This is a genomic window from Agrobacterium salinitolerans, assembly GCF_027498475.1.
Lineage (GTDB): Bacteria > Pseudomonadota > Alphaproteobacteria > Rhizobiales > Rhizobiaceae > Agrobacterium > Agrobacterium salinitolerans.
Window position 1 is genome coordinate 564,013 of record NZ_JAPZLN010000002.1, and the last position, 11,654, is coordinate 575,666.

At 60.0% G+C, this 11,654-nt stretch carries 11 protein-coding genes; 9 read left to right on the forward strand and 2 right to left on the reverse strand.

What is annotated here, in order from left to right:
* Window positions 1-18: 18 nt before the first annotated feature.
* Genes kdgD through O9X91_RS11320 form a run of 3 tightly spaced genes read left to right on the forward strand, consistent with a single transcriptional unit; the run spans window position 19 to window position 2,966 of the window.
* Window positions 19-930, forward strand: coding sequence for a 5-dehydro-4-deoxyglucarate dehydratase (gene kdgD / locus O9X91_RS11310; protein ID WP_077984359.1), 912 nt, complete (start codon window positions 19-21; stop codon window positions 928-930).
* A 24-nt stretch (window positions 931-954) separates the two neighbouring features.
* Complete coding sequence (locus O9X91_RS11315) at window positions 955-2,091, forward strand: D-galactarolactone cycloisomerase (protein ID WP_142913963.1); 1,137 nt, start codon at window positions 955-957, stop codon at window positions 2,089-2,091.
* Entirely contained in the window at window positions 2,088-2,966 is an 879-nt protein-coding gene (locus O9X91_RS11320) for a D-galactarolactone isomerase (RefSeq protein WP_269833930.1), read from the forward strand. Before O9X91_RS11315 ends, O9X91_RS11320 begins: the two co-directional genes overlap by 4 nt.
* A gap of 41 nt (window positions 2,967-3,007) precedes the next feature.
* On the opposite strand, the gene O9X91_RS11325 is transcribed toward O9X91_RS11320, so the two are convergent.
* On the reverse strand, window positions 3,008-3,934 hold the full coding sequence (locus O9X91_RS11325; RefSeq protein ID WP_173990575.1) for a helix-turn-helix domain-containing protein: 927 nt from the start codon (window positions 3,932-3,934) through the stop codon (window positions 3,008-3,010).
* A 214-nt stretch (window positions 3,935-4,148) separates the two neighbouring features.
* Here O9X91_RS11325 and O9X91_RS11330 point away from each other — a divergent pair, with 214 nt between their 5' ends.
* The 6 genes from O9X91_RS11330 (at window position 4,149) to O9X91_RS11355 (ending at window position 11,144) form a co-directional block, all read left to right on the forward strand.
* Complete coding sequence (locus O9X91_RS11330; RefSeq protein ID WP_142913960.1) at window positions 4,149-5,030, forward strand: carbohydrate ABC transporter permease; 882 nt, start codon at window positions 4,149-4,151, stop codon at window positions 5,028-5,030.
* A 4-nt stretch (window positions 5,031-5,034) separates the two neighbouring features.
* Entirely contained in the window at window positions 5,035-5,919 is an 885-nt protein-coding gene (locus O9X91_RS11335) for a carbohydrate ABC transporter permease (RefSeq protein WP_142913959.1), read from the forward strand.
* Window positions 5,920-5,921: 2 nt separating this feature from the next.
* The gene (locus O9X91_RS11340) at window positions 5,922-7,022 is read left to right on the forward strand and encodes an ABC transporter ATP-binding protein (RefSeq protein WP_142913958.1); all 1,101 of its coding nucleotides are present in this window, start codon (window positions 5,922-5,924) and stop codon (window positions 7,020-7,022) included.
* Between the two features lie 43 nt (window positions 7,023-7,065).
* Window positions 7,066-8,334 carry an ABC transporter substrate-binding protein gene (locus O9X91_RS11345; protein WP_142913957.1) on the forward strand — a complete coding sequence of 423 codons (1,269 nt, stop codon included), beginning with the start codon at window positions 7,066-7,068 and terminating at the stop codon, window positions 8,332-8,334.
* A 111-nt stretch (window positions 8,335-8,445) separates the two neighbouring features.
* Complete coding sequence (pglA, locus tag O9X91_RS11350) at window positions 8,446-9,999, forward strand: polygalacturonase PglA (RefSeq protein ID WP_269834306.1); 1,554 nt, start codon at window positions 8,446-8,448, stop codon at window positions 9,997-9,999.
* Between the two features lie 8 nt (window positions 10,000-10,007).
* Complete coding sequence (locus tag O9X91_RS11355; protein WP_142913955.1) at window positions 10,008-11,144, forward strand: glycoside hydrolase family 88/105 protein; 1,137 nt, start codon at window positions 10,008-10,010, stop codon at window positions 11,142-11,144.
* 13 nt (window positions 11,145-11,157) lie between these two features.
* Here O9X91_RS11355 and O9X91_RS11360 read toward each other — a convergent pair whose 3' ends face one another.
* On the reverse strand, window positions 11,158-11,394 hold the full coding sequence (locus tag O9X91_RS11360; protein WP_026372446.1) for an acyl carrier protein: 237 nt from the start codon (window positions 11,392-11,394) through the stop codon (window positions 11,158-11,160).
* Window positions 11,395-11,654: the final 260 nt, after the last annotated feature.

The following is an 11,654-nucleotide window of genomic DNA, read 5'->3' on the forward strand; positions in this document are numbered from 1 at the left end:
TGCAGAGGAATTTCGATGATGAACCCCGAACAAATCAAGACGGCGCTCGGCTCCGGTCTGCTGTCCTTCCCGGTCACCCATTTCGATGCCGAGGGTCGTTTTGCCGCCGATAGCTACAGGGCGCATGTGGAGTGGCTCGCCGGTTACAAGGCGCCGGTGCTGTTTGCCGCCGGCGGTACGGGCGAATTCTTCTCGCTGAAACCGGATGAAATTCCGACTATCGTTTCCGCCGCCAAGGATGTGGCCGGTGAAACCGCCATCGTTTCCGGCTGTGGTTACGGCACCGAGATCGCCGTCGATATTGCCCGCTCGGTCGAAAAGGTCGGCGCAGACGGCATCCTGCTTCTGCCGCATTACCTTATCGATGCGCCGCAGGAAGGGCTTTACGCCCACATCAAGAAGGTGTGCCAATCGGTCGGCATCGGCGTCATGGTTTACAACCGTGACAATTCCGTGCTGCAGGCGGATACGCTGGCGCGTCTCTGCGACGAATGCCCGAACCTCGTCGGCTTCAAGGACGGCACCGGCGATATCGGCCTCGTTCGCCAGATCACCGCCAAGATGGGCGACCGCCTGATGTATCTCGGTGGCATGCCGACGGCGGAACTGTTTGCCGAAGCCTATCTCGGCGCTGGTTTCACCACCTATTCCTCGGCCGTCTTCAACTTCGTTCCCGGTCTTGCCAATGAGTTCTACGCCGCCCTGCGAGCCGGCGAACGCGCCACCTGCGAGCGTATCCTGACGGAATTCTTCTATCCGTTCATGGCGATCCGCAACCGCGCCAAGGGTTACGCCGTCTCCGCCATCAAGGCTGGCGTGCGCCTGCAGGGCTTCGATGCCGGTCCGGTGCGTGCGCCGCTGAAGGATCTGACCAATGAGGAAGTTGGAATGCTCGAAGCCCTGATCGGCACGCACAAGCGCAAGGCCTGAGGACGGAATGACGGGAGGGGAGCGATGAAAATCACAGCGGTGCGGACGCATCTGCTTGAACATCGTCTGGACACGCCGTTCGAAAGCGCCTCCATGCGTTTCGACCGGCGGGCCCATGTTCTGGTGGAAATCGAATGCGACGACGGGACCGTCGGCTGGGGCGAATGCCTCGGTCCGGCGAGGCCCAACGCGGCCGTGGTTCAGGCCTATTCCGGCTGGCTCATCGGCCAGGATCCGCGCCAGACCGAAAAGATCTGGGCGGTGCTTTATAATGCCCTGCGTGATCAGGGCCAGCGCGGCCTCAGCCTCACGGCATTGTCGGGCATCGATATCGCGCTCTGGGATATCAAGGGCAAGCACTACGGCACTTCAATCTCGATGCTGCTTGGCGGGCGCTGGCGCGAAAGCGTGAAGGCCTACGCGACCGGCAGCTTCAAGCGCGATGGCGTCGACCGAGTCTCCGACAACGCCTCCGAAATGGCGCAGCGGCGGGCAGAGGGTTTTCATGCCTGCAAGATCAAGATCGGCTTCGGCATCGAGGAAGACCTTCGCGTCATCGCCGCCGTGCGCGAAGCGATCGGGCCGGATATGCGGCTGATGATCGACGCCAATCACGGCTACACCGTTACCGAAGCCATCACGCTTGGCAACCGTGCCGCTGAATATTGCATCGACTGGTTCGAGGAACCGGTGGTCCCCGAACAGCTTGATGCCTATGCCCGGGTGCGGGCGGGCCAGCCGATCCCGGTTGCGGGCGGTGAGACCTGGCACGGGCGTTATGGCATGTGGCAGGCGCTTTGCGCCGGCGCCGTGGATATTCTCCAGCCCGATCTCTGCGGCTGCGGCGGCTTTTCCGAAACCCAGAAGATTGCAGCGCTCGCCACGCTGCACGGCGTGCGCATCGTGCCGCATGTCTGGGGCACCGGTGTGCAGATTGCCGCCGCCTTGCAATTCATGGCGGCGATGACGCCCGATCCGGTGCGGGTCAATCCCATTGAGCCAATCATGGAATTTGACCGCACCCATAATCCGTTCCGCCAGGCCGTGCTGCAAAAGCCTCTCGAGGCGGTGAACGGCATTGTCGCCATTCCCGATGGTCCCGGTCTCGGCATCGAGATCAACCGCGACGCATTGACCGAATTCAGAATGCCAGACCCATGAGCGAACTCGTCAGAAAACTGAGCGGCGTAGCGCCGAATCCTGCCTTTCCGAGAGGCGCGGTCGATACGCAGATGCACATGTACCTGCCCCACTATCCTGCCTTGCCGGGTGGCCCTGGCCTGCCGCCGGGCGCTCTGCCTGGACCGGAGGATTATCGTCGCCTCATGCAATGGCTCGGGATAGACCGGGTCATCATCACGCAGGGCAATGCCCATCAGCGCGATAATGGCAACACGCTCGCCTGCGTCGCAGAGATGGGTGAGGCAGCCCGCGCCGTGGTCATCATCGATGCGACGACGACCGAAAAGGACATGGAAAAGCTTACCGCCAGCGGCGCGGTCGGGGCGCGCATCATGGACCTGCCGGGCGGTGCGGTAAACCTGTCCGAGCTGGAAGCCGTGGACGAGCGCGCGCATGCGGCCGACTGGATGGTGGCGGTGCAATTCGACGGCAATGGTCTTCTCGATCATCTGCCGCGCCTTCAGAACATCCGCTCGCGTTGGGTGTTCGATCATCACGGCAAGTTCTTCGAGGGCATCAAAACCGATGGCCCGGAAATGGCGGCGCTTTTGAAACTCATCGACCGCGGCAATCTCTGGTTCAAGTTCGCCGGCGTTTACGAAAGTTCGCGTGAGAACTGGCCCTATGAGGACGTCGCCGCCTTTTCGCGCGTTGTCGCCGCCCATGCGCCGGAACGAATCGTGTGGGGCACCAACTGGCCGCATAATTCCATTCGCGAAACGGCCGCCTATCCCGACGATGCCCGCCTTGCGGAACTCATACTCGGCTGGCTGCCGGATGAAGCGGCGCGCCATCGGGCGCTGGTGGAAAACCCGGAAGCGCTGTTCAAGCTGCCTCCATTCAAGGCGGCATAGGTCAATTCGGGATAATCATACTCCTTCGTTACAAGGCCCCGCTATGCCGGGGCCTTTTCCATTTCATCGGCAAGCAGCCTTTGCTGTTCGTGTTCGTCAAAGGCCATGAGATTGCCGTGCCGGCTGCGGCGTATCCGGTTCATATGGTCGCGCGGACTTAAGCCGAGCGTGCGCTTGAACATGCGTGAAAAATAATAGGGGTCGCCGTAACCCACCTCGGCGGCCGCTGCCGAAACCGAAAGACCCGCCTCAAGAAAATGCATGGCGCGTTCCATGCGCTTGAACTCCTGATATTTGCGCGGCGTCCGACCGACCCGCTTCTGGAATTCCCGCAAGAAATAATCGCGATTATAGGGAGCCGCCTCGGTCGCCCTGCCGGCAATATCGGGGTCGAGCGGATTGGCCGAGATCATGGTGATCGCCTTCATCACCGCAAGATCGAGGCCTTCCGTCCCCTCCGGCTGGAAACTCGGGCGGTCGATCCATCCGAGGAAGGCGTCGTCGATGAAGGCGATGAGAAGCACCATGAAAAGATGGTGCTGGCCAAGCGTGACGGAGGAGGGTGGGGCGCTCTGCCGGTAGTGGCGCACCAGCGGTTCCAAAAGCGGCCAGCGGCTCAGCTTCACTTTCGGTTTCAGGTCCATCTGCGCGATCAGGTTGTGGCGGCCGTAAATATCCAGCGTGAAATGCTGCGCCACCCCGCGATAGGTGACGGCCTGCTCGTTCCAGCCGATAAAACGCTGACCCCGAAAAATCAGCATCGCGTCACCCGGTTCCAGCATCCGCGCCTCGCCATCGATAAGATAGTGTCCGCACCCTTCCAGACAAATGATCAGATCGTCGACCGGGTTGGATTTGTCGATCTGCCAGGTGCGCGAATGTTCCATCTTGATCGTGGCGCGCGTCAGGTTGAGGTTGAGCGCCGCAGGCGGAACGGACGAGAGTATGCCACCTTCGATTTCGTCCATCTTTTTCCTCGTCTTTGTTAATTCACCTTGGCGCGGAAATTTGGTTTTGTCACCGCATAAATTGCTTTTATGCGCCGTATCAATGAGGGAGGAGATCGGTCGCGGCGAGAAACTGCGCCATCACGCGCGCTCGCCGCCGGCCGTTCCGGGAGAATCACTTGTACGAAATTGTATTCTGTCATTCGCGTTCCGTCGGGACGCGGGGAGGAGCATTATGAAATCTCAGCGTTTCCTCGGGCTGGGATATCTGACGCCTTATATCGTCGGGCTTTTGGTCTTCACGGCCATCCCGTTCCTCGGCTCGCTCTATCTCAGCTTCACCCGTTACGATCTGATGAGCGATCCCACATGGGCGGGGTTGGCCAATTACGAGCGGCTGTTCACCCGCGACCGCACGTTTATGAAATCGCTGAACGTCACCCTGTTCTACGTGTTCCTGACGGTGCCGCTGAAGCTTGCCTTTGCCCTCTTCATTGCTGCGATCCTCAATTACAAGCTGCAATTCATCAACTTCTTCCGCACTGCCTTTTATGTGCCGTCCATCCTTGGCGGTTCGATCGCGATTGCGGTGCTGTGGCGCTATATCTTCGCGAGCGAGGGGCTTGCCAATATGGCGCTGGCCGCCGTCGGCCTGTCGCCGATGGACTGGTTCGGCGATCCTGGCAACGCCCTTTTCACCATCACGCTGCTGCGTTGCTGGCAATTCGGTTCGGCGATGGTGATCTTTCTCGCGGCCCTGCAATCCATTGACAAGTCGATTTATGAAGCGGCCGCCATCGATGGGGCCGGCAAGGTGAGAACCTTCTTCTTCATCACGCTGCCGCTTTTGACACCCGTGATCTTCTTCAACCTCATCATGCAGATGGTGCAGGCGTTCCAGGAGTTCAACGGACCTTACATCATCACCCAGGGCGGGCCGCTGAAGTCCACTTACCTGTTGCCTCTCTACATCTATGACGAGGCCTTCAAGAAGTTCAACATGGGTTATGCCTCCGCCATTGCCTGGGTGCTCTTCACCATCATCACCGTGCTGACCCTCGTGGCCTTCTGGTCATCGAAGAAGTGGGTCTATTACGCCGGCGACAAGCGGAATTGATACCATGACCGATATCGCAACCCTCAACGACATGCAGGCGGCCCGCCGGGCAAGGCTCAGGCTGCTTTCCACCTCGGTGCGCTACGTGCTTCTCTTCGCGGTCGGCCTCATCATGCTTTATCCCCTGATCTGGCTGGTGGGCGCAAGCTTCAAGACCAATTCGGAAATCTTCTCCGGTGCCGGTTTCATCCCGGAAAACCCGACACTGGACGGCTATGTCCGCGGCTGGGAAACCTCGACGCCTTATACGTTCGGCCGGTTCTTCTGGAATTCTTTCCTGATCATCCTGCCGAAGGTCATCGGCACGGCGATTTCCTGCACTATGGCGGCCTACGCCTTCGCCCGCTTCGATTTTCCGCTGAAGAAAATCCTGTTCGGCTCGGTCATCGCCATCCTGCTTTTGCCGAATGTCGTCACCCGCATTCCGCAATATATCCTGTTCCGCGATCTCGGTTGGCTGGACAGCTTCCTGCCGCTCTGGGTGCCATCCGCGCTCGCTGGTGATGCCTTCTTCGTCTTCATGCTGGTGCAGTTCCTGCGCTCACTGCCATCGGATATGGAAGAGGCCGCCCGGGTGGATGGCGCCAACAGCTTGCAGACGCTGATTTACATCGTCGTGCCGATGCTGGCCCCGGCGCTGATTTCGGTCTGCCTGTTCCAGTTCATGTGGACGATGAACGATTTTCTCGGGCCGCTGATCTACCTGTCCTCGGTCGACAAATATCCGGTGAGCCTTGCGCTCAAACTCTCCATCGACACCACCGAAGCCTTCGAATGGAACCGCATCCTGGCGATGTCGGTGCTGACGATCGCACCTGCGCTGATCGTGTTCTTCGCGGCGCAACGGTATTTCATTGAAGGGATCTCGTCTGGCGGGGTCAAGGGCTGAAAATGGCAAGCGTTCAACTTAAAAATCTCGAAAAAGTCTATGGCGGCAGTTTCAAGGCGGTGCACGGCATCGATCTCAATGTCGAGGATGGTGAGTTTATGGTATTCGTCGGCCCTTCCGGCTGCGCCAAATCCACGACGCTGCGCATGGTGGCGGGGTTGGAGGAAATCACCGGCGGCGAAATCCTGATCGGCGACCAGCGTGTCAACGACCTGCCGCCCGGCAAGCGCTCCATCGCCATGGTGTTTCAGAATTATGCGCTTTATCCGCATATGAAGGTGCGCGGCAATCTCGCCTTCGGCCTGAAGATCGCCGGTGTCGCAAAACCCGAAATCGAAAAGGCAATCGACAATGTCGCGCGCATTCTCGAAATCGAGCCGCTGCTAGACCGTCTGCCGAAACAGCTTTCCGGCGGGCAGGCGCAGCGTGTGGCGCTGGGCCGCGCGCTCATCAAGAAGCCCGGCGTGTTCCTGTTCGACGAGCCGCTCTCCAATCTCGATGCAAAGCTTCGCGCCTCCATGCGGGTGCGCATCACCGATCTGCACCGTCAGTTGAAGGCGGAAGGCCTGTCTTCGACGGTGATTTACGTCACCCATGACCAGACGGAAGCCATGACCATGGGCGACCGTATCTGCGTCATGCAGGCGGGCCGCATCATGCAGGTTGCCACACCGAAGGAGCTTTATAACCATCCCGCCAATCTGTTTGTGGCCGGCTTCATCGGCACGCCGGAAATGAACCTGGTGGATGTGGCAATCGAGGGCGCGGAATTCGTCATCGCCGGCCAGCGCCTGCCCATCGGCGCGCATCTGGAGCAGCGGCTATCGGCCAGACCCGCGGATGCGGTCATCGGCATCCGCCCGCAACATCTGTCATTGACGGAGGCGACCGATGGCCCGGCGCTGCAGGCGAAGCTCACCAATGCGGAATTCATGGGCCACGAGGTCTATCTGCATGCCGATCTCGGCGGCCAGAAGCTGGTGAGCGTGGTCGGTGCGGCCGAATTCGAGGCGCTCGGGCGTGACGAGATCCTGCGGCTCAAACCGGATCCGGAGAAGCTGCATATTTTCGATAAGGCCGATGGCCGCAACGTCTCGCTGTGAGGAGGGAACGGGCGTGCCTGATTTTTCGAGGAGGAGAAGAACAATGAAGACGATGACCAGAATGATGGCGATGCTTGCCGGTGCCGCCTATGTGGCGATGGCAACTGCCCCGGTCGCCGGCGCTGCCGAAATGCGAATGTCGTGGTGGGGCGGTGAAAGCCGCCATGTCGCCACCCAGAAGGCCATTGCCGCCTGCGGTGACAAATACGGCCACACCGTGAAGGGCGAGTTCACCGGCTTCGATGGCTATCTGGAAAAGCTGACCACGCAGATGGCCGGCAAGACGGAAGCAGATATTGTTCAGGTCAACTGGCCATGGCTGCCGCTGTTTTCCAAGAACGGCGAGGGTTTTGCCGATCTGCGCCAGTTGAAGCCGCTCGATCTTTCCCAATGGGCCGAGAGCGATCTGGACGCCGGTTCGATGAACGGCGTGTTGCAGGGGCTTTCCGTTTCCACCACCGGCCGCGTCTTCTTCTTCAACGTCACCACCTTCGAAAAGGCCGGTGTTGAAATTCCGAAGACATGGGACGAGTTCTTTGCGGCAACCAAGACCATCAAGGAAAAGCTCGGCAAGGACTATTACACCTTCAATGCCGTGAAGGAGACTGCCCAGCTGCTGGTGACGCTGGCTGTCGTGCAGAAGACCGGCAAGGATCTGGTCGATCCCAAGACCAACCGCGTGGCCTGGACGCCGGAGGAACTGGCAGAGGGCATCTCCTTCGTCGGTAAGTTGGTCGAAACCGGTTCCATCCGCTCCCAGAAAGAGGAAGCGGCCGACGGTAACGTCAATCTCTATGAGAAGCCGTCCTGGTCGGTAGGCCGCATCGCCGGCTCCTATGAATGGGATTCGACCTATTCGAAATATGCCGACCCCCTGAAGGAAGGGCAGGTTCTGAAACCGGTACCGATGCTGAAGCGTGCCGATGCCGTGACAGAGGGTGTCTATCGCAAGCCTTCCATGGTGTTTTCGATCTCGAAAAACTCGAAGAACCCGGAAGCGGCTGCACAAATCCTGAACTGCCTGCTGAACGAACCGGAAGGCATCGATGCGCTCGGCACCTCGCGTGGTTTGCCCGCATCGAAGGCCGCGGCGGCGCGTCTGGGGGGTAAGGGCGAGCCGGAAGTGCGGGCCGCCAACGCCATCGTCATGGCGGCATCGGGACCAGTGGTTTCGCCCTTCAACGAACATCCTGAAATCCGATCGGGCTTTATCGATACGCTTGAGGAATATGCCTATGGCCAGCTGACGGCGGAAGAGGCCGCCGAGCAGATCATCGATACGACCAACGATGTTCTTGCCAAGTTCGATTGATGACAATGGCCCGCCGCCTCCGGTGGCGGGCCCTCTATCCGGACGCCGGACGATATGAAGCATGTCCGCCAAGGGTTTGGTCGGCTATGCAAAAAAAGACGAGAAGAGAGCATGAACAAACCCCTTATCATCGCGTCTTCGGCGCGAATGGCTGCGCTTTGCCTTGCTGCGCCCGGCGCCCGATATTTCCTTCCGTCTAAAACGGAATGGCGTCTGACGTCGCCGGATGGCGACGAACGGCGCGGTGAAACCGCGTCCGTGGTGACGCTGCTGGATGATCTCTCCCCGGATACTCGTTATCTCTTCGAGGCGGAGGGGCTCGCGACGCTGGCGTTCAAAACCGCCTCCTGCGCCGGGCTTGTCGAGGCTGCGGCATTTTCCCTGATGTCGAATGTTGCGCTCGATGATGAAGAAGGTGTGCGCGCCAACGCGCAGGCGCTGGAAAGGGCCGTGGCCGCGGTGCCGCACGGCGGCACGTTGCGTCTCGGGAGCGGTCTCTGGACGGCATTTCCCGTACGCCTCAAAAGCAATATGACCTTCCACCTTGCCGAAGGAGCTGTGCTGCGCGCGCCCTCCACCCGCAGGGGCTGGCCGATCCTGCCTGCCCGCGATGAGGCAGGCCGTATGCTCGGAAGCTGGGAAGGCTCGCCGGACGCCTGTTTCGCCGCGCCGGTTCATGCGATTGAGGCAGACAATCTCTTCATCGAGGGCAGGGGCGTTCTCGACGGTTCGGCCGACAGAGGCGATTGGTGGAGCTGGCCGAAAGAAACCCGCGATGGCGCGCGCCGGCCGCGCGGCCTGCATCTCGTTTCCTGCCGGAAGACAAACCTGCTCGGTTTCACGATCCGAAACGCTGCCTCCTGGACGATCCATCCGCAGGGCTGCGAAGACTTGATTGCCGCCGGCCTCAGCATCGTCGCGCCCCATGACAGCCCGAACACCGATGGTTTCAACCCGGAAAGCTGCCGCAACGTCACGATATCAGGCGTGCGCTTTTCCGTCGGCGACGATTGCATTGCGGTGAAGGCGGGAAAGCGCGGTCCTGATGGCGAGAACGATCATCTTTCGGAAACGCGGGGCGTTCGGGTGCGCCATTGCCTGATGGAACGAGGCCATGGCGGGCTGGTGATCGGTTCGGAAATGTCCGGCGGTGTGCATGACGTGGCGGTTGAGGATTGCGAGATGGTCGGCACGGATCGCGGCCTGCGCCTCAAGACGCGGCGCGGGCGCGGCGGCACCGTCAGCAACATTGCCATGCGCCGGGTGCTGCTGGATGGCGTGCAGACCGCGCTTTCCGCCAATGCCCATTATCATTGCGATGCCGATGGACATGACGACTGGGTGCAATCGCGAAACTCGGCGCCGGTCGATGGCGGCACGCCTTTTATCGACGGCATTAGCGTGGAGGACGTCGAGATCCGCAATCTCTCCCATGCGGCCGGCGCTTTTCTGGGCCTTGCCGAAGCGCCCATCCGCAACGTTGCCATCCGCAATCTCACCATCGTCTCGCGCGATGCCTCGGCCATCGCAACGCCGCCGATCATGGCCGACGGGGTGCGTCCCATGCGCCATGAGGCGATTGTTTTCGAGCAGGCGCATATAGTCTGCGATAATCCTGCCCTGTTGAGCGATGCTTCCGTTTCCATTGTGCCAGATTCCAATTGAGAAAACAGATGAAAGCCACTGAATATTTTGATCAATTCTCCAGTCTTTATAAACATTACAAGGGCGGAAGCTGGTGTTATGAGGATGGATGCGTTTATCGCGGCCTGCAACAGCTGTTCGAGGCGACCGGGGAGGCGCGCTGGAACGATCATCTGCATCGTCTCGCCGATGCGCAGATAGCGCCAGACGGCACGCTCGCCGGTTACGATCCGCACGAATATAATATCGACCATATCCTTGCCGGCCGTATCCTCTTTCCCCTTGCGGCGGAAACGGGCGATCCGCGTTACCTCGCTGCGGCGGAACATCTGGCGGGGCAACTGCGCAGCCATCCACGCATCGCATCCGGAAATTACTGGCACAAGAAGCGTTATCCGCATCAGGTCTGGCTGGACGGGCTATATATGGGGCTTCCTTTCCAGATAGAATATGCGCAGGCGACGGGCCGGACGGAACTGATCGACGATGCGCTGCGGCAGTTTTCAGCAGCGCTCGCGGCGACGAAGGATAGCGGCGGGCTTTATGTCCATGGTTATGACGAGAGCCGCAGCCAGCGCTGGGCCGATCCTCAAAGCGGAAAATCTCCCGCTATATGGGCACGCGCGGTGGGCTGGCTCGCCATGGCGCTGGTAGACGCGCTGGCCACCCTGCCGGATGACGATGCGACGGTGGCGCTTCGCAACAAGACGCAGTCGCTTCTGGCCGGTATCATCGCCCGGCAGACCGAGACCGGCCTCTGGATGCAGGTTGTCGACAATCCGGACCTTGCGGACAATTATGAGGAAACATCCGCCTCGGCCATGTTCGCCTATGCTTTGCTGCGCGCGGCGCGGCTTAAGCTCGTGCAGGGCGAAGAGGCGAATGCCGCCCTTTCGGCGGGTCGCCGCGCGCTTGAGGCGCTTCTGGAAACGCGGCTGAAAGCCGATGAAGAAGGCGTGACGCGCCTCACGGGCATCGTGCACGTCGCGGGCCTTGGCGGCTTCGAGGGCAATTATCGCGATGGAACGCCGGAATATTATCTGACCGAGCCGGTGGTGTCTGATGATGCCAAGGGCGTCGGGCCGTTGATGATGGCCTATGCTGAAAACCTGCTTCTGGCCAAGCGGCAGGCGCAGGCTGTTTCAGCGGCGTCATCTGCGGGGTAAATTCCCCCGTCGGTCACGCCTTGTTTTTTTCGACGAAACGGATGGCGTCGCCGACGGTCAGGATCGTGCTTGCGGCGGAATCTGGGATTTCCACCCCGAACTCCTCCTCGATTTCCATGACGATCTGAACCGTCTCCAGAGAATCCGCGCCGAGATCGTCAGCAAAATTGGCATTGTCCACCACATTGGCGGGGTCTGCGCCAAGCTGGTCCACGATGATTTTTCTGATACGTTCTGCAATGGTGGACATGGTGAGACTCCGCGAAAGTTGCCTGTCGCCGAACCATCTGAATTTGCGCCGAAGATATCCAAGCGAAATCAAACTGAAGTTTCGAAAGGACAGGCCGCAGAGTCAAAGGCTCAGAAGATCGATGACATCCGGACGTAGCACGCCTTTCGCAGCCGCGAAAGGGTGTCGATCACCCGTTCGTATTTCAAAATAATATGGGACGTTCGCCACGTTAAACAGTTTGTGACTGGCGGTGGTTAATCGCGACGCTGTAAAGCTCG

Excerpts from the sequence above, each read along its gene's own strand:
- kdgD (WP_077984359.1), top strand. The coding sequence starts at position 19 with ATGAACCCCGAACAAATCAAGACGGCGCTCGGCTCCGGTCTGCTGTCC.
- O9X91_RS11315 (WP_142913963.1), top strand. The coding sequence starts at position 955 with ATGAAAATCACAGCGGTGCGGACGCATCTGCTTGAACATCGTCTGGAC.
- O9X91_RS11320 (WP_269833930.1), top strand. The coding sequence starts at position 2,088 with ATGAGCGAACTCGTCAGAAAACTGAGCGGCGTAGCGCCGAATCCTGCC.
- O9X91_RS11325 (WP_173990575.1), bottom strand. The coding sequence starts at position 3,934 with ATGGACGAAATCGAAGGTGGCATACTCTCGTCCGTTCCGCCTGCGGCG.
- O9X91_RS11330 (WP_142913960.1), top strand. The coding sequence starts at position 4,149 with ATGAAATCTCAGCGTTTCCTCGGGCTGGGATATCTGACGCCTTATATC.
- O9X91_RS11335 (WP_142913959.1), top strand. The coding sequence starts at position 5,035 with ATGACCGATATCGCAACCCTCAACGACATGCAGGCGGCCCGCCGGGCA.
- O9X91_RS11340 (WP_142913958.1), top strand. The coding sequence starts at position 5,922 with ATGGCAAGCGTTCAACTTAAAAATCTCGAAAAAGTCTATGGCGGCAGT.
- O9X91_RS11345 (WP_142913957.1), top strand. The coding sequence starts at position 7,066 with ATGAAGACGATGACCAGAATGATGGCGATGCTTGCCGGTGCCGCCTAT.
- pglA (WP_269834306.1), top strand. The coding sequence starts at position 8,446 with ATGAACAAACCCCTTATCATCGCGTCTTCGGCGCGAATGGCTGCGCTT.
- O9X91_RS11355 (WP_142913955.1), top strand. The coding sequence starts at position 10,008 with ATGAAAGCCACTGAATATTTTGATCAATTCTCCAGTCTTTATAAACAT.
- O9X91_RS11360 (WP_026372446.1), bottom strand. The coding sequence starts at position 11,394 with ATGTCCACCATTGCAGAACGTATCAGAAAAATCATCGTGGACCAGCTT.